Consider the following 13,983-nt stretch of genomic DNA (forward strand, 5'->3'; position numbering starts at 1 on the left):
GCCGCCCGCCGCGCGGCCGCAATACGGGCGCAGGTGGCGGAACTTACTGAGGTAAAGATACTACCGGCCTTGACTTATTCCGCGCCGATTGACCGACGCCCAGCTGAAATAGTGCGCCAGGGCCCGCTGGTTGCGGTGCGTCGCCTGACCAGCTTTGCGCTGGCCGGCTGATGTCGTGCAACGCCGGGCCGCCGCTGGTTTCTTTGCCTCCCGCAACTCCTTCCTTATTCCCATGCGCCTTCTCCTGCTTCTGCCCTGCCTGCTGCTGGCCGCCGCGCCCGCCGTGGCCCAAACCACCACCGCGGCGCCGGCCGCAGCCGAAACCGAAGCCGTGAAGGCCACCGTCAACCGCTTTTTCGAGGGCCTGCGCCAGGGCGACAGCGCCGTGGTGCGCAGCACCTTGGCGCCCACGGTGGTGCTGCGCACCATCAGCACTCGCGGCGGGAGCGTGCAGATCATGAGCGAAACCCCGCAGGAGCTGCTGAAAGCCGTGGGCACCCCGCACAAGGAGGTCTGGGATGAGCGCATCACGTTCGAGCGGGTGCTCATCGACGCCCAGCTGGCCAGCGTCTGGACGCCTTACCAGTTCTACGCCGGCGCCACGTTCAGCCACTGCGGCTACAACTCCTTTCAGCTGGTGAAGCTGCCGCAGGGCTGGCGCATTGCCTACGTCATCGATACGCGCCGCAAGGACGGCTGCAAGTAGCGGCCCAGGCTCCAGACACGGCGCGGCCTACTTCAGCGCCCCGCCCACCTGCTGCCGGTACATGCGCCCGATGGGCACCTCCTGCCCGGCTACTTCCAGGTGGCTCGGGCTGTAGGTGCGCACTTTGTCGAGGGCCACGATGAAGGAGCGGTGCACCCGCAGGAAGTTGCTGGCCGAGAGCTTTTCCTCCATGCTGTTGATGGTTTGCTTGACCACCAGGGCCGGGCCCGCGGCGCAGTGAATCTTCACGTAGTCCTTCAGGCCCTCCACGTACAGCACCTCGCGCAGCACCACCTTCACCATCTTCCGGTCGATGCGGAAGTACAGAAAGGCGTCGGGGTTGGCCCCGGCCGGGGTTTCGGCGGGCGCGGGCGGGGCCTCGGTTTTGGTGGCTTTGGCCACGGCCTTCAGAAACCGCTCCAGCGACACGGGCTTGAGCAGGTAGTCCACCGCGCTGAGTTCGAAGCCCTCGTAGGCGTACTCGCGGTAGGCCGTGGTGAAGATAACCTGCGGCGGATGCGGCAGGCTGCGCAAGAAGTCCGTGCCCAGCATCTTGGGCATCTTGATGTCGAGAAAGAGCAGGTCGACGGGCTGCTGCTGCAGGGCGGCAAAGGCCTGCAGGGCATTTTCGCAGGTGCCCACCAGCTCCAGGTGGGGCACTTCCCGCACGTAGGCGGTCAGCACGTCCAGGGCCGGCGGCTCGTCGTCGACCAACAGGCACTTGAGTTTCATGGCAGTTGCGGTTGAAGCGTAGCGGCGGTGGCCGTCGGTTGGGGCCGGCCGGGAACCGACTGGGCCCGGGGCGTGAGCGGCAGCTGTAGGATGATCAGGAAGGTATCGGGCTCGGGCAGCACCTGCAGCCGGTACTGCCCGGCGTAGTGGTGCTCCAGCCGCTGCCGCACGCGGCGCAGGCCCGCGCCTTCCGTCCAGCCCGCCGCATCGGGCAGCTGGCTGTTGATGACTTTGAGCACGAGCTGCCGGTTGCGCGCCACCAGGTCGATGCTGATCCAGGCGCAGTCCAGGGCGGGGGCGGTGCCGTGCCGAAACGCGTTTTCCAGGAAGGGCAGCAGCAGCAGCGGCTCGATGGCGTAGTCCTCGAACGCGCCGCTGAAGTTGAGCGACACCTCCACGCGGTGGCCCAGCCGCAGCTGCTCCAGGGCCACGTAGCGCCGCATCATGGCCACCTCGTCGGCCAGCGGCACGGTGTCGTGGGGGCCTTCGTAGAGCATGTAGCGCAGCAGCTCGGCCAGGTGCAGCACCGCCCCCGGCGACTCGGGCGCCTGCGCGGCCGTGAGGCGCTGCAGGGAGCGGAGCGTGCCGAACAGGAACGCCGGCTGCAGCTGGGCCTTCAGCAGCTGCAGCTCGGTGCGCAGGCGCAGCTGCCACAACTGCTGGCGCTGGCGGCGCTGCGCTTCCCACTGGCGGGTAATTTTCACCGTCACGGCAATGCCGGCCGTCAGCATGGTGAAGAAAAAGGTGTAGTTCAGGCTCCAGTAACTGCCCCGGTGAAACGCCGAATGGGGCCGTTCGTGAAACAGAACCGGCGTTACCACCAAATCAAACCAGAGGACCGTCAGCATTGTCAGCAGGGCGCAGGCGGCCACCCAGGCGGCCAGCAGCGGCAGAAACGCGAGGAACTGGCGCTGCCGCATCAGCCGGGGCAGCAGCCAGTACAGCAGCGGGTACGTGGCCAGCATGGAGGCCGGCAGCTGGTTGAAAAACAAGCCGCTCACGTACAGCCGGGCGCCGTTGCCCCAGTGCGCGGGCAGCTGCATGATCAGGGAAAAGGCCAGCATGGCCGCCCAGAACAGCCCGTGCCGGACGACCCGGTGTCGTAGCCAGGTGCTCATGCCGGCACCGGGCTGGTCGCGCCTTCCAGCAGCCGGGCCAGGGCCGGCCGCCGGCGCCGCGCCGTCATCGACCCGCGCCGGCGCCGGCGCGGCGCCGCGGCCTCATCCAGCTCCCGCAGGCGCAGGCGCAGCTGCACGCTAAAGGTATCGGGCCGTGCCTCCACCGCTATCTGGTGCTGGCCGGGGTAGAGCAGCTGCAGGCGCTGGCGCACGTTGCGCAGGCCAATGCCGCCGGCCCCGGCGGGGGCATCGGCATTTTTCGTGTTATGGATGGTGCAGGTCAGGCAGTCGGCCTCCAGGGCCAGCCGGATGCTGATGCGGGCGGCGCCCAGTTGCTCGGCGGAGCCGTGCTTGAAGGCGTTTTCGACCAGCGGCAGCAGCAGCAGGGGCGCAATGGCCGCCCGGGGCGGCATGGCGGGGGCCTCGAACACCACCGTCAGGCGCGGGCCGTAGCGCAGCTGCTCCAGGGCGACGTAGTTGCGCAGCAGGGCCAGCTCGTCGGGCAGGCGCACCAGCGGCGCGTGGCCCTGCTCCACCACAAAGTGCAGCAGCCCCCGCAGCCGCTCCACCACCCGCGGCGCCTCCTCCGACTGCCGGAGCGTGAGGGCGTAGAGGTTGTTGAGGGTGTTGAAGAGAAAATGCGGGTGAATCTGGGCCTGCAGCAGCTGTAGCTCGGCCTGGTAGTTTTCCTGCTGCAGCTGCTCGTTGGCCAGCTCCTTGCGGCGCCAGCGGCGGTAGCCCCACAGCCCGGCGCCGGCCCCGGCCGTCAGCAGCAGGGGCAGGTGCATGCCCGCCGACAGGGCCAGCCACTCATCCGGGCCGCCGACGGCCAGCGCCACCCGCAGGGGCAGCAGCAGCTTCACCCACACGGCATAGGAGAGGAACGCCGCCGCGCTCAGCCAGCCCAGCGCCCGGAGCAGCAGGCGGCCGTAGCGGGGCTGCTCGGCCCAGAGCTCGGGCAGCACCCCGTAGAGCAGCGCGTAGGTGGCCGGCCCGTAGGTCGTCAGCACCAGCAGCAGCCCGAAAAGCAGGCCCAGGCTCAGGTGGTCGACAAACGCGCACTTGTAGCGCAGCAACACGGCCTCCAGCAGCCCAATGGCCAGCCAGAACAGCCCGTGGCGCAGGCCGCGTCGCTCCTCTACCGTCCGCAGCGCCTGCCGCAGCGTCTGCCAGAGTGTCTGTTGTAGTGCCTGAGCCATATCCACCGGTTGCGTTGAGCCCAGCTGAATATACCGATTCTGCCGCGGGTAAACCGCTTGTTATCTGATTTATAGACCAACAACAATGCTTCATCGACCAACGGCAGTACCGGCGGTTCATCGACCAACGGTTACCGTATTTCCGGCCCCGGGCGTCGCCGGGCGAATAGGCCGGCGCGGGCTGTCGGGGCGGGCCATCTTTACGTCAGTTAGCGGCTGGCCCCTAACCCGTATTTCACCCCTAGCCTACCCCAACGCCATGAAAACGCCCCTACTTGCCGCCTGCTTCTGCCTGCTGATGCCGGCCCTCGCCCACGCGCAGCAAGCCCCAAAAAGCGGCTACTGGAACCTGGAAACCAACCTTACCACCCAGGACTACACCATCGTGCGCTTCTACAACGACAAGGACGAGCTGCTGCGCGAGGAGCGCCTCGACGCCCTCTGCCTCAACCTGAGCCAGGGCACGCCGCTGTGCCGCCGCACGGCCCGCCTGCTCAACGCCACCCTGGCCCAGGTCATTCAGAACCCTGCCGGCTCCACCCAGCTGGCCGCGCAGCTGGGCCAAAGCCGCCGCATCCAGCGCGTGTACGCCGTGCGCTAGGTGCCCAAGCCGGGCGATGGGGCCCCAGCTCCGCTCCTACTCCAACGCCTGAATCTGCGCGGCCGACAGCTGCGTGAGGTCGGCCACTACGAAGTCGGCGTGGTGCAGGTCCTGGCCGCTGGAATGCTCGCTGCGGTAGCCGATGCAGAACATGCCTGCCGCCTTGGCCGCCGTCACCCCGTTGGCCGAGTCTTCGATGACCAGGCAGTGCTTGGGCACTACGCCGGCCATTTGGGCCGCCTGCAGGAAGATGGCCGGGTTGGGCTTGGACTGCGGAAAGTCCTCCCCGCTCACCATGTTGTCGAAGTACGGGTAGAGCGCGAAGCGCGTGAACACCCGGTTGATGGTTTCGTGCGAGGCCGAGGAAGCCAGCTGCAGCGGCACGCCGGCACGGTGCAGGTCGAGCACTAGGTCGAGGGCACCGGGCAGCAGGGTCAGCGTGGTGTTGGCCTCGAAGGCCACGCCGAACAGCTCCCGCTTGCGCCGCACCAGTTCGGGCACCTCCTGGGTCAGGCCGTATTCCTGTTTGAGGCGCTGGTACATGTTGGTGGTCGAGGAGCCGAGAAAGGTGGCGTACTCGGTGTCGGAAATCAGCAGGCCCAGCTCGGCGAAGTGGCGAAAAAAGGCGTCGTGGTGCAGCGGCTCGGTATCAACGAGCACGCCGTCCATGTCGAAAATGACGGTGCGAATCACAGGATCGGGGGATGAAAACGGATAGCCAGCAGCTGCCAGCGGCCGGCCGTTCCGCGAAAGTAGTGCCTTTGCCTACAGCAGCTGCCGAAAAAACGGGTCGCGAAAGTCTTCGGCGAAGTGCAGCACGTTGTCGAGGTAGCTGAATTCGGCCTCCTGGTGCGTCGTGGTCAGCACCACGCAGCTCATACCGGCGTTGCGGGCCGCTTCGGCGCCCTTGGGCACGTCCTCAAACACCACGCAGTCCTGCGGCTCCACGCCCAGCGCAGCGGCGGCTTTGAGGAAGGTTTCGGGGTGGGGCTTGCTCTCTTGCACGTCGTCGGCGCTGACCACGGCCTGCACGTACTGACGGATATCGAGCCCGTCGAGCACGAAATCGATGTTGAAGGGAATAGCCGCCGAGCCGATGGCCACTGGAATGCCGTGCTGCTTAGCCGCCCGCAGAAACGCCAGCAGCCCCGGCAGCAGCTGCAGGTGGGGCCGGTACTCGGCCTGGTACCGCTCCTCCTTGCGGCGAGCCAGCTGGTCCATTTCGGCCTGGCTGAACCGCTCCGGCCCGAACACGCGCACCAGCACCTCCTGGTTTTTGCCGTACATCTGCGGCTTCACCTGCTCGTAGGTAAACTGCCCGCCCAGCTCCTCGTTGAAGAGCCGCTGCCAGGCGCGGGTGTGGTAGTCCATGTCGTGAATCATGGTCCCGTTCAGGTCGAAGAGGAAGGCTTTCAAGGCGGTTGGGGTTTTGATGGGTGACGTATCCAGAACGTCATGCTGAGCTTGTCGAAGCATCTCTACCGCTTCGTTGGGGTCAGCCAGCCCAGGTTTCCAAATCAATGGGTTGCCAGGTTGGATTAAACGCGGCAATGAGCGCGACTTTCTTCTGCCGGGTCCAGCCTTTCAGCTGCTTTTCACGCGCTATGGCCTGCGTGGCATCGGGGCAGACTTCAAAATATATCAGCAAGTCCGCCTGATACCGCCCGGTGAACTTCCCAGCGTCGCCCCGCCCGCTGCTGTGCTCATACAAGCGGCGCTTAAGGTCATTCGTGACACCGATGTAGAGGACGGTTTGGGTAGGGTTGGTCAGGATGTAGACGTACATATTGGCAAGATTAGAACGTCAGGCGAAACGCAATTGCTTATAGCACGTCCAAGTCGGTAATGGAGAAGCGGTAAAGTCCGTTCAGCGTTTTGTCGGTGTGAAAGGCGCACTGCAGCCACATGTCACTTTCCTGACCATCAAACCACAAGCGAACATCGACAAAGATTTTATCTGTGATGTCTGCGTGTCTAATTACGTCGACTTTATATGCACTAGCAGTTGGAGCCAAGGTCACCCTACCGCCGTATTCTATAACAGCGTGCTTGATATAGCCAGATGGTAACTCCTGGCTATAGTCAAGTTCCTGTAATGCATCATAGCTCTCAGCAGCCAAGTGCTCCACTATAAAGGAAACCGTGGCTCTTATTCGGTTCTTCTTCATGTAATGCCTTTAGAAGAGCTGCTTGATAGCTGTTCCGGCGCACCCAACGAAGCGGTAGAGATGCTTCGACAAGCTCAGCATGACGTTCTTTTCCCGTCGTTCTATCCAAGCCGTTCTACCACCTACACCCCCACCGGCTCCTCCACCGCCACCGGCTCCACCCAGCGGCCGTCTTCGCGGATGAGGTTGATCAGTTCGTCCACGGCGGCTTCTTCGGGCACCGACTTCTTGATGACTTCCTGACCGCGGTAGAGGGCAATTTTGCCCCGGCCCACGCCCACGTAGCCGTAGTCGGCGTCGGCCATTTCGCCGGGGCCGTTCACGATGCAGCCCATGATGCCGATTTTGACGCCCTTGAGGTGGTCGGTGCGGCGGCGGATCATGGCGGTGGTTTCGGGCAAATCGAACAGGGTACGGCCGCAGCTCGGGCAGCTGATGTACTCGGTCTTGCTCATGCGGGTGCGTGCCGCCTGCAGAATGCCGAAGCTGAGCTGGTTGAGCGCGTCGAGGCGGGCCAGCCAGGTGTTCTGGTCGGCATCGGGCAGCTTTTCGGTGCTGAGCACCACCCCGTCGCCGAGGCCGTCGAGCAGCAGGCCGCCCACGTCGGTGGCGGCGTAGAGCTGGGTTTGCTCGGGCGCCTGGTCGGGGTACTGGCGGTTGATGATGACGGGATTGGTCACGCCCAGGTTCAACAGCCGGAAGAAGGCCCGGCGGATTTCGGGCATGGCGTGGGCGTTGTCGGTGTAGAGAATGACGACGGCCGTCTTATCGGCCCGCAGCTGGTCGATGGCGGCCGACGTCAGCGAATCCAGGTGGTGGAACACGAAGTTGGCCTCGGGGTGCTTGGCGGCGGCCACGGCGTATTCGCTCTGGGTCAGCACCGGAAAGTGGTCCGCGCGCTGGCCCGCATCCAGCCACGCCGAGTAGTCAACCAGCTCCTTGAGGCCGTTGGGCAGCATGAACGGAATGGGACGCTGGCCCGAGTAGAGGTAGTCAGCCCCGAGGTCGTTCATCTGGAACTTGTCGAGGAAGGCCGAGTACAGGTGCCCCACGCAGCGCAGGTCGTTGTATTCCACCTGCGGCAGGCGCGAAATATCGGCCAGCACCCGCGGCACGTTCGTCCCGCCGATGTTCAGCACCTCGTGCGTCGGGCGTCGGTGGTACTGGTAGGGGTCGATGGGAATAAGGGAGTTGTCAGTTGTCAGTTGCGAGTTGTCAGGGCTGCTCTCGGCCTGAACATCACTGACAACTGACAACTGATTACTGTCAACTGATAACGGCGCAATCGGCTTGGCCTCGGCGGCCCGATTCGTGTACCGGTCGATGAGCATGCGGGCCACGGGGGCTTCGGCTTCGGGGGGCTCGGTCAGGCTCACGCGCACGGTGTCGCCCAGGCCGTCTTCCAGCAGCGTGCCGATGCCCACGGCCGACTTGATGCGGCCGTCCTCGGCTTCGCCGGCTTCGGTCACGCCCAGGTGCAGCGGGTAGGGCTGCAGGCCCTCGGCTTCGAGCTTCTGCACCAGCAGGCGGTAGGCCTGCACCATCACCTGGGTGTTGGAGGCCTTCATGGAGAGGACCACGTCGTAGTAATTCTCATCCTCGCAGATGCGCAGAAACTCCAGCGCCGACTCCACCATGCCCAGCGGCGTGTCGCCGTAGCGCGAGAGGATGCGGTCCGACAACGAGCCGTGGTTGGTGCCGATGCGCATGGCCGTGCCGTACTGCTTGCAGATCTGCACCAAGGGCCGGAACCGCTCCCGGATGCGCTCAATCTCGCCCTGGTACTCGGCGTCGGTGTACTCGATGGTCTGAAACTTCTTCTTGTCGACGTAGTTGCCGGGGTTCACGCGCACTTTCTCCACGATGCGGGCGGCCAGCTCGGCGGCGTTGGGCGTGAAGTGGATGTCGGCAATGAGGGGCACCGTGCAGCCGCGGCGGCGCAGCTCCTTCTTGATTTCGAGCAGGTTCTGGGCCTCCTTCATGCTGGGGGCCGTGATGCGCACGTACTCGCAGCCGGCCGCCACCATGCGCAGCGTCTCCTCCACCGAGCCCAGGGTGTCCATGGTATCGACGGTGGTCATGCTCTGCACCCGGATGGGGTAATGGCCGCCGAGCGGCAGGTCACCGATGTTGACGACGCGGGCCTCGCGGCGCTGGTACTTGGTCAGGCTGGGGCAGTAAATCTTGGATTCCGAGGAGGTGCTCATGCGCGGGGTAACGTAGTCGGGGCAAAAACCGCATTCCGGGCGGCAAAGTTGCCAGCGGGCAAAGGTACGAGGGTTTGCGGGTGCCGGAATGCTATCAGAACATCATGTCGAGCCCCGCGAGGCATCTCGCCGGATGGTAATTCCTTCGTTGAGGTTACTATCGTCATGTCGAACTGTCCCGACCAGCCCGACACGACGTGCCTTTATGCTGACCTTAGCCCCCATGCCCACTCCGCCCATCCACCTCGACCGGCACACCGGCCACCTGCATTTCAGCGCCGGCGTCATCACCGACACCACGACCCCGGCCGAGCTGCCCCGGCTGTTACCCACGGCCACCATCACGCCCTACGATATGGACAACGGCTGGCAGCAGTACCACGTGCGGCTGGAACAGGATGCATGGCGAGTCAATCTGGTATTGTGGCTGGTCGGCCGTTATTTCGTGCAGTGGCAGTTGGCCTACTACCCCGCCGAGACCCGCGCCAGAACCTGGGACGACTGGAACGAGGCCGCCGATCGGCGGCAGGCCCAGGAGTTTCAGCAGTGGCTCGACGCGCAGCTGGGGGCCGACCAGCGGCAGTTCGACTGAGGTGAGGTGTGGGTGGGCTACGCCGCGCGCAGCGGCGGCAGCAGCATCGGGGTGCGCTACGGCGGCCCCGCGCCTACTCCCCGGCCCGCTTAAAGACGTCTGCCAGGGTATCGACCTGCACGCCCACTTCCTCGTCGAAGCTGGCGTTGATCATGGCCCGGGCCACCGTGCGGCCGTGGACGGGCCGGTACCTGCGCAGCAGCGGCAGCTGCCCCAGCAGCGCCGCCGCGCCGATGGCCAGCTTTTCCAGCCCCCGGGAATTTTCGCGCGGCCCGGCCAGCACGCCCGGCTGCAGAATGCGCGTGCGGGCGAAGGCCAGCGTTTGCACGTCGCGCTCCAGCTCGCCCTTCATGCGGTTGTAGAAGATGGCGGAGTCCTTGTCGGCTCCGGCGGCCGATACCAGCACGTAGGTATCGGTGCCGTTGCGGGCCGCGTGTTCGGCCGTTTGCAGCTGGTAGGTGTGGTCGACGCGGTACTGGGCTTCCTTGCTGCCGGCCTGCTTGAGCGTGGTGCCCAGGGCGGAAAACAGCACGTCCCCCTGCAGCAGCTCCTGCCACTCGCTGGGCTTGTCGAAGTCGACGATGTGCTCTTCGAGCTTGGCGGGGTTGTGGTAGCCGGTGGGGCGGCGGGTAAACACTTTCACGCGCTCAAAGCGCGCGTCCGTCAGCAGCTGGCGCAGCAGGTATTCGCCCACCAGGCCCGTGGCACCGATTACGAGGGCCGTCTTTTTCATGCGGGTACAGTCAGGTTCAACAGCCGGCGGCAGGTCGCGCCGGTATGGAAGTGTACTGTCGAGCCGCGCCGCGGGTTACTGCTCCGGCGCGGCTGCGGCGCGGAGCGGCTCCCACTGCTGCAGCAGCTCCGCGAAGCTCTCGGGGCGTGGGGCGAGGAAAATGGGCAGGTGAAACCGGTCGAGGCGCTGCAGCAGGTACAGCAGTTGCTGGCGCTCTTCCGCGTTCAGGTCGCCGGCCACCAGCTGCGAGGCCTGCGTCATGCGGCCCACCACCTGCCGCAGCACCGCGTGGCCCTCCGGCGTCACGCTGAGCTGCTTGCGGCGGCGGTCGGTGGCGTGGGCCTGCTCGGCAATGAGGCCGTTGGCCAGCAGGCGCTTGATGACCTCGGTGCCCGAGGCTTTTTCGTGCACGTTGCGGGTAATCAGCTCGGTTTTGCTCAGCGGCTGGGCGCGGTAAAGGCTGGCCAGGTAGGCAAAGTCGTCGATGGTGAGCAGCGGCGTGCCGGCCAGGGCCAGGCGGCTGTACACGCGGGCGTAGCGGTTCATAAACACCACCAGCTTGCTGATCTGCACCTCCACGGTTTCGTGCGAGCGGTGCATCTCGTCGGGGTGGGGCTCGTGGGCGGCGGGCGTCAGCACGGCCTGGGCGTGCAGCCACGCGGCAAAGCGCGCCAGCTTGTTGGACGTGCTGTGGCTGCCCTGCTGGTGCTGCTCATAGGCTTCGACCTGGTCGAGCAACTGCTTCAGCAACGAGTAATCCATGGCGGACGAGGTAAGCGAAACCACCGCCCGGCAAGGCGGGCGGCGGCAAAGAGAAAAGGAGCGCGGGTGCCAGGGCCGCAGCCCAGCTCCGTTAAGCTGAAGCGTACGGGCACGAAGCGGCCGCGTTTGCATTCGGGCAACAAATATTCCGCGCGGTCGATGGAGTAAGCGACGCCGGCGCCGGTCAGCGGTTTACGCGCAGCACGATTTTGCCGATGTGGGCGCTGCTTTCCATCAGCCGATGCGCTAATTCGGCTTCGTGAAGGGCAAACTTACGGAATAGCACTGGCTTGAACTGCTTGTTGACCAGCAGCGGCCACACGTGGCGCTCCACTTCGGCCGCCAGCGCGGCCTTGAAGTCGGCCGAGCGCGGGCGCAGGGTGCTGCCGCTGATGGTGAGGCGGCGGCGCATTACCTCCAGGGCGCTGAATTCGGCCTGGGCGCCCTTCATGGCGTTGATGAACACCAGCCGGCCGTCGTCGCGCAGCAGGCGCAGGTTTTTGGCCGTGTAGTCGCCCCCGATCATGTCGAGCACCACGTCGACGCCCCGGGCCCGCAGTTCGGCCTCGAAGTCCTCGCGGTGGTAGTTGAAGCAGCGGGTGGCGCCCAGCGCCTCGCAGGCGCGGCATTTTTCGTCGGAGCCGGCCGTGGCGTACACCTCCGCGCCCAGCAGCCGGGCCAGCTGAATGGCCGTCACGCCGATGCCGCTGCTGCCCCCGTGCACCAGCAGCGTCTCGCCGGGCTGCAAAGCGCCGCGCTGAAACACGTTGTGCCACACCGTCAGCACGGTTTCGGGCAGGGCGGCGGCTTCCGTCATGCGCCAGCCGGCGGGCACTGGCAGGCAGTGCCGGGCATCCACCACGGCGTAGTCGGCGTAGCCGCCGGCCGCGAGCAGGGCGCACACTTCGTCGCCCACCCGCCAGCGCGTCACGCCCGTCCCGAGCGCGGCCACCACGCCGGCTATTTCCAGGCCCGGCACGGTGCCCGTCACCTCGCCCGCGCCGCCATACTTGCCCTGGCGCAGCAGCACGTCGGGGCGGTTGACGCCCGCGGCCAGCACCTGCACCAGCACCTGGCCGGGGGCGGGCTGCGGGGCGTCGAGGTGCTGGAGCTGCAGAACTTCGGGGCCGCCGGGGCGGCTGATGACAATGGCGTGCATGCTAGGTAGGTTAGTGGAGGAGGGCGTAGCCAGGCCGGGGATAAGGCTTGGCCTCGCAATAGAACGATTCTGCGCCCTCCGCGCAAGCTTCTGCGTCTTCTGCGGGCTAATTCCGTTGCCGCCGGCCGCGTCACCTTTCCCCGGCTTTTCCGTTCTTGGCACTGATGAAAGCTCCCGCCATCTTCCCCACCCTGCTCGACGCCACCCGCGCCCTGGGCTTGCGCGCCTGGCAAACCGGCCCGCTGTTCCGCAAGGCCTTCCGCTCGGCGGCCGAATCGGTGCAGGAAGTGCTGCGGGCCGAAGTGCAGAAGGGCAATGCTAAGGTGGTGGCCGACTTCCTGACCGACAAGGCCGCCCCGGCCGTGAAATCCCTGCTGCTGGAGCGCATGACCCTCCGGCTGCTGGCCCGCCTGGGGCTGCGCGGCGCGCTGGCCTCCAACGTGGTCGGCTGGATTCTGCCCTTCGTAGTGGAGAAAATCGTGCGGGCCGTGCTCAAAACCGACATGGCGGCCAGGATGCAGCAGCACCCCACCGTGACGAACGTGCGCCAGACCCTGGACGAGCTGACAACCCGCCTGCGCCGGGCCGTCCTGCCCGATTTCGGCTCGCGGGCCGAGGTGCTGGAGCACGACCTGCCCGAGCTGCCGGCCGCCGCCCCAACCGCCGAAGCTCCGTAGCGTAGAAAGCTCGTCCGTCCTTCCCCGCCGCTTCCTCGCCCCATGCGCCCCGACCACCTCGCGCTCTGGCAGAAAATCGAGGCCTTCGAGCTCGACGACCCGCACGCGGCCCTGACGTTTACCGACCGCCTGGCCCGCGAAAACGGCTGGCCGCTGCACTTCAGCCTGCGCGCCGTGCACGAGTACAAGCGCTTTATGCTGCTGCTGTGCGTGGCCGAGCACCCGCTCACGCCCTCCGACCAGGTCGACCAGGTGTGGCACCTGCACCTGCTCTACACCCGCTCCTACTGGGACGATTTCTGCCAGGGCACGCTGGGCCGCGCTATTCACCACGGCCCTACCCGCGGCGGCGCCCGGCAGCAGGAGCAGTTCACCGACTGGTACGCCCGCACCCGGGAGCTGTATGCCCACACCTTCGGCCACGCGCCGCCCGCCGACCTCTGGCCCGACAGCGCCACGCGCTTCGGCGACATCAACTTCCGGCGCGTCAACCTCGGCCGCTACTGGCTGCTGCCCAAATTCCGCTTCTGATGCAGCTGCTCCGCTTCTCGCCCGCGGAAGTGCTACTTCTGCAGCGCACCACCTGGCCCCCCGTGCGCCGCATGCTGCGCCTCACCTTCGCCGACCTGATCCTACGGGATGTGTTGCGGCTGGAAAACCGTCCCTTCCAGACCTCGCCCCATGCCCCGCTCGCGCCCTGCTACTACGTGCGCCTCGGCAACGCAGCGCCTACTTACCAGCCCCGCCCTCACGAGCAGCTATTGTTGCAAGTGCTGCCAACAGGCCGACAAATGATGCTGCTCCGTCACTACGTAGGTGTGCTGCTGGAAAGTATGCCCGAGCCGCACCGCTTCTGCTTGGTAGTGGCCGAGACTCTAGGGTTACAAGGCAGCATCCTGCGCAATGGTTGGTACAAGTTTTTCCAGTCGTTTGCCTTGACTCACGACGGAAGCGTATTGCGCATCACCCTGCGGCAGGAAACGGATGCGCTTATCACCCAGATGGCCCACGAGGTGCCAGCAGTAGCCACCGTGTTGCCGCTTTTGTATGGCAACGCGCTGCTGGTCGGAGTAGAACCGCCTTTGGCGCTGCGCCTGTTTGATCAGGAATTCTTGCGGGCCTTACGCGCCAATCGTGCAGGGAGCGACTGGGGCGCCGACGTAAGCGGCTCCGATGCGGACGGCGGGGACGCAGACTTTGGCGGCGGGCACTCCGGCGGCGGCGGGGCCAGCGCCGACTTCGGGGACGACAGCGGCTGCTCCTCGGGCTGCAGCAGCAGCGGCTGCGGGGGCTGCGGCGGAGGCGGCGACTAACACCTAAACGAAAAAG

At 66.0% G+C, this 13,983-nt stretch carries 17 protein-coding genes; 6 read left to right on the top strand and 11 right to left on the bottom strand.

Going from position 1 to position 13,983, the window contains the following annotated elements; all coding sequences use genetic code 11:
- The first annotated feature begins 232 nt into the window (after positions 1 to 232).
- Entirely contained in the window at positions 233 to 706 is a 474-nt protein-coding gene (locus DLM85_RS04870; protein WP_111476916.1) for a nuclear transport factor 2 family protein, read from the top strand.
- A gap of 27 nt (positions 707 to 733) precedes the next feature.
- Here DLM85_RS04870 and DLM85_RS04875 read toward each other — a convergent pair whose 3' ends face one another.
- From DLM85_RS04875 to DLM85_RS04885, 3 genes are read right to left on the bottom strand one after another with little or no spacing between them, the layout of a single operon-like run.
- On the bottom strand, positions 734 to 1,438 hold the full coding sequence (locus DLM85_RS04875) for a LytR/AlgR family response regulator transcription factor (protein WP_111476917.1): 705 nt from the start codon (positions 1,436 to 1,438) through the stop codon (positions 734 to 736).
- Positions 1,435 to 2,556: a sensor histidine kinase gene (locus tag DLM85_RS04880; protein ID WP_111476918.1), complete on the bottom strand. Its 1,122-nt coding sequence runs from the start codon at positions 2,554 to 2,556 to the stop codon at positions 1,435 to 1,437. Before DLM85_RS04880 ends, DLM85_RS04875 begins: the two co-directional genes overlap by 4 nt.
- Positions 2,553 to 3,755, bottom strand: a complete 1,203-nt coding sequence (locus DLM85_RS04885) for a sensor histidine kinase (protein WP_111476919.1) — start codon at positions 3,753 to 3,755, stop codon at positions 2,553 to 2,555. The genes DLM85_RS04880 and DLM85_RS04885 overlap by 4 nt, the downstream gene beginning before the upstream one ends.
- Positions 3,756 to 4,014: 259 nt before the next feature.
- On the opposite strand from DLM85_RS04885, the gene DLM85_RS04890 reads away from it, so the two are divergent.
- Positions 4,015 to 4,356, top strand: coding sequence for a hypothetical protein (locus tag DLM85_RS04890; protein WP_111476920.1), 342 nt, complete (start codon positions 4,015 to 4,017; stop codon positions 4,354 to 4,356).
- Between the two features lie 36 nt (positions 4,357 to 4,392).
- Here DLM85_RS04890 and DLM85_RS04895 read toward each other — a convergent pair whose 3' ends face one another.
- The 5 genes from DLM85_RS04895 to ispG all read right to left on the bottom strand — a co-directional run bounded on the left by DLM85_RS04895 (position 4,393) and on the right by ispG (position 8,731).
- Positions 4,393 to 5,049 carry an HAD family hydrolase gene (locus tag DLM85_RS04895; protein WP_111476921.1) on the bottom strand — a complete coding sequence of 219 codons (657 nt, stop codon included), beginning with the start codon at positions 5,047 to 5,049 and terminating at the stop codon, positions 4,393 to 4,395.
- Between the two features lie 72 nt (positions 5,050 to 5,121).
- Positions 5,122 to 5,772, bottom strand: coding sequence for an HAD family hydrolase (locus tag DLM85_RS04900; protein ID WP_243635864.1), 651 nt, complete (start codon positions 5,770 to 5,772; stop codon positions 5,122 to 5,124).
- A 79-nt stretch (positions 5,773 to 5,851) separates the two neighbouring features.
- A complete protein-coding gene (locus tag DLM85_RS04905) occupies positions 5,852 to 6,142 on the bottom strand; it encodes a GIY-YIG nuclease family protein (protein WP_111476923.1) in 291 nt (96 codons plus the stop codon).
- A gap of 37 nt (positions 6,143 to 6,179) precedes the next feature.
- Positions 6,180 to 6,524: a DUF7668 domain-containing protein gene (locus tag DLM85_RS04910; protein WP_111476924.1), complete on the bottom strand. Its 345-nt coding sequence runs from the start codon at positions 6,522 to 6,524 to the stop codon at positions 6,180 to 6,182.
- A 122-nt stretch (positions 6,525 to 6,646) separates the two neighbouring features.
- Positions 6,647 to 8,731, bottom strand: coding sequence for a (E)-4-hydroxy-3-methylbut-2-enyl-diphosphate synthase (ispG, locus tag DLM85_RS04915; RefSeq protein ID WP_111476925.1), 2,085 nt, complete (start codon positions 8,729 to 8,731; stop codon positions 6,647 to 6,649).
- A 223-nt stretch (positions 8,732 to 8,954) separates the two neighbouring features.
- Between ispG and DLM85_RS04920 the strand changes: the two genes are divergently transcribed.
- Positions 8,955 to 9,323 carry a hypothetical protein gene (locus tag DLM85_RS04920; RefSeq protein ID WP_111476926.1) on the top strand — a complete coding sequence of 123 codons (369 nt, stop codon included), beginning with the start codon at positions 8,955 to 8,957 and terminating at the stop codon, positions 9,321 to 9,323.
- 73 nt (positions 9,324 to 9,396) lie between these two features.
- Here DLM85_RS04920 and DLM85_RS04925 read toward each other — a convergent pair whose 3' ends face one another.
- The 3 genes from DLM85_RS04925 to DLM85_RS04935 form a co-directional block, all read right to left on the bottom strand.
- Positions 9,397 to 10,056, bottom strand: a complete 660-nt coding sequence (locus DLM85_RS04925) for an NAD(P)H-binding protein (RefSeq protein WP_111476927.1) — start codon at positions 10,054 to 10,056, stop codon at positions 9,397 to 9,399.
- A 75-nt stretch (positions 10,057 to 10,131) separates the two neighbouring features.
- Positions 10,132 to 10,818, bottom strand: a complete 687-nt coding sequence (locus DLM85_RS04930; RefSeq protein WP_165822009.1) for a MarR family winged helix-turn-helix transcriptional regulator — start codon at positions 10,816 to 10,818, stop codon at positions 10,132 to 10,134.
- A gap of 184 nt (positions 10,819 to 11,002) precedes the next feature.
- Positions 11,003 to 11,977: an NAD(P)H-quinone oxidoreductase gene (locus tag DLM85_RS04935; RefSeq protein WP_111476929.1), complete on the bottom strand. Its 975-nt coding sequence runs from the start codon at positions 11,975 to 11,977 to the stop codon at positions 11,003 to 11,005.
- Between the two features lie 164 nt (positions 11,978 to 12,141).
- Between DLM85_RS04935 and DLM85_RS04940 the strand changes: the two genes are divergently transcribed.
- The 3 genes from DLM85_RS04940 to DLM85_RS04950 are packed head-to-tail and all read left to right on the top strand — an operon-like array spanning position 12,142 to position 13,967.
- Positions 12,142 to 12,654, top strand: coding sequence for a hypothetical protein (locus tag DLM85_RS04940; protein WP_111476930.1), 513 nt, complete (start codon positions 12,142 to 12,144; stop codon positions 12,652 to 12,654).
- Between the two features lie 42 nt (positions 12,655 to 12,696).
- Complete coding sequence (locus DLM85_RS04945) at positions 12,697 to 13,185, top strand: glycine-rich domain-containing protein (protein ID WP_111476931.1); 489 nt, start codon at positions 12,697 to 12,699, stop codon at positions 13,183 to 13,185.
- Positions 13,185 to 13,967, top strand: coding sequence for a hypothetical protein (locus DLM85_RS04950; protein WP_111476932.1), 783 nt, complete (start codon positions 13,185 to 13,187; stop codon positions 13,965 to 13,967). Before DLM85_RS04945 ends, DLM85_RS04950 begins: the two co-directional genes overlap by 1 nt.
- Positions 13,968 to 13,983: the final 16 nt, after the last annotated feature.

The organism is Hymenobacter edaphi (assembly GCF_003258365.1).
GTDB lineage: Bacteria > Bacteroidota > Bacteroidia > Cytophagales > Hymenobacteraceae > Solirubrum > Solirubrum edaphi.

Excerpts from the sequence above, each read along its gene's own strand:
- DLM85_RS04935 (WP_111476929.1), bottom strand. The coding sequence starts at position 11,977 with ATGCACGCCATTGTCATCAGCCGCCCCGGCGGCCCCGAAGTTCTGCAG.
- DLM85_RS04925 (WP_111476927.1), bottom strand. The coding sequence starts at position 10,056 with ATGAAAAAGACGGCCCTCGTAATCGGTGCCACGGGCCTGGTGGGCGAA.
- DLM85_RS04890 (WP_111476920.1), top strand. The coding sequence starts at position 4,015 with ATGAAAACGCCCCTACTTGCCGCCTGCTTCTGCCTGCTGATGCCGGCC.
- DLM85_RS04870 (WP_111476916.1), top strand. The coding sequence starts at position 233 with ATGCGCCTTCTCCTGCTTCTGCCCTGCCTGCTGCTGGCCGCCGCGCCC.
- DLM85_RS04905 (WP_111476923.1), bottom strand. The coding sequence starts at position 6,142 with ATGTACGTCTACATCCTGACCAACCCTACCCAAACCGTCCTCTACATC.
- ispG (WP_111476925.1), bottom strand. The coding sequence starts at position 8,731 with ATGAGCACCTCCTCGGAATCCAAGATTTACTGCCCCAGCCTGACCAAG.
- DLM85_RS04940 (WP_111476930.1), top strand. The coding sequence starts at position 12,142 with ATGAAAGCTCCCGCCATCTTCCCCACCCTGCTCGACGCCACCCGCGCC.
- DLM85_RS04950 (WP_111476932.1), top strand. The coding sequence starts at position 13,185 with ATGCAGCTGCTCCGCTTCTCGCCCGCGGAAGTGCTACTTCTGCAGCGC.
- DLM85_RS04945 (WP_111476931.1), top strand. The coding sequence starts at position 12,697 with ATGCGCCCCGACCACCTCGCGCTCTGGCAGAAAATCGAGGCCTTCGAG.
- DLM85_RS04920 (WP_111476926.1), top strand. The coding sequence starts at position 8,955 with ATGCCCACTCCGCCCATCCACCTCGACCGGCACACCGGCCACCTGCAT.
- DLM85_RS04880 (WP_111476918.1), bottom strand. The coding sequence starts at position 2,556 with ATGAGCACCTGGCTACGACACCGGGTCGTCCGGCACGGGCTGTTCTGG.
- DLM85_RS04875 (WP_111476917.1), bottom strand. The coding sequence starts at position 1,438 with ATGAAACTCAAGTGCCTGTTGGTCGACGACGAGCCGCCGGCCCTGGAC.
- DLM85_RS04885 (WP_111476919.1), bottom strand. The coding sequence starts at position 3,755 with ATGGCTCAGGCACTACAACAGACACTCTGGCAGACGCTGCGGCAGGCG.
- DLM85_RS04910 (WP_111476924.1), bottom strand. The coding sequence starts at position 6,524 with ATGAAGAAGAACCGAATAAGAGCCACGGTTTCCTTTATAGTGGAGCAC.
- DLM85_RS04930 (WP_165822009.1), bottom strand. The coding sequence starts at position 10,818 with ATGGATTACTCGTTGCTGAAGCAGTTGCTCGACCAGGTCGAAGCCTAT.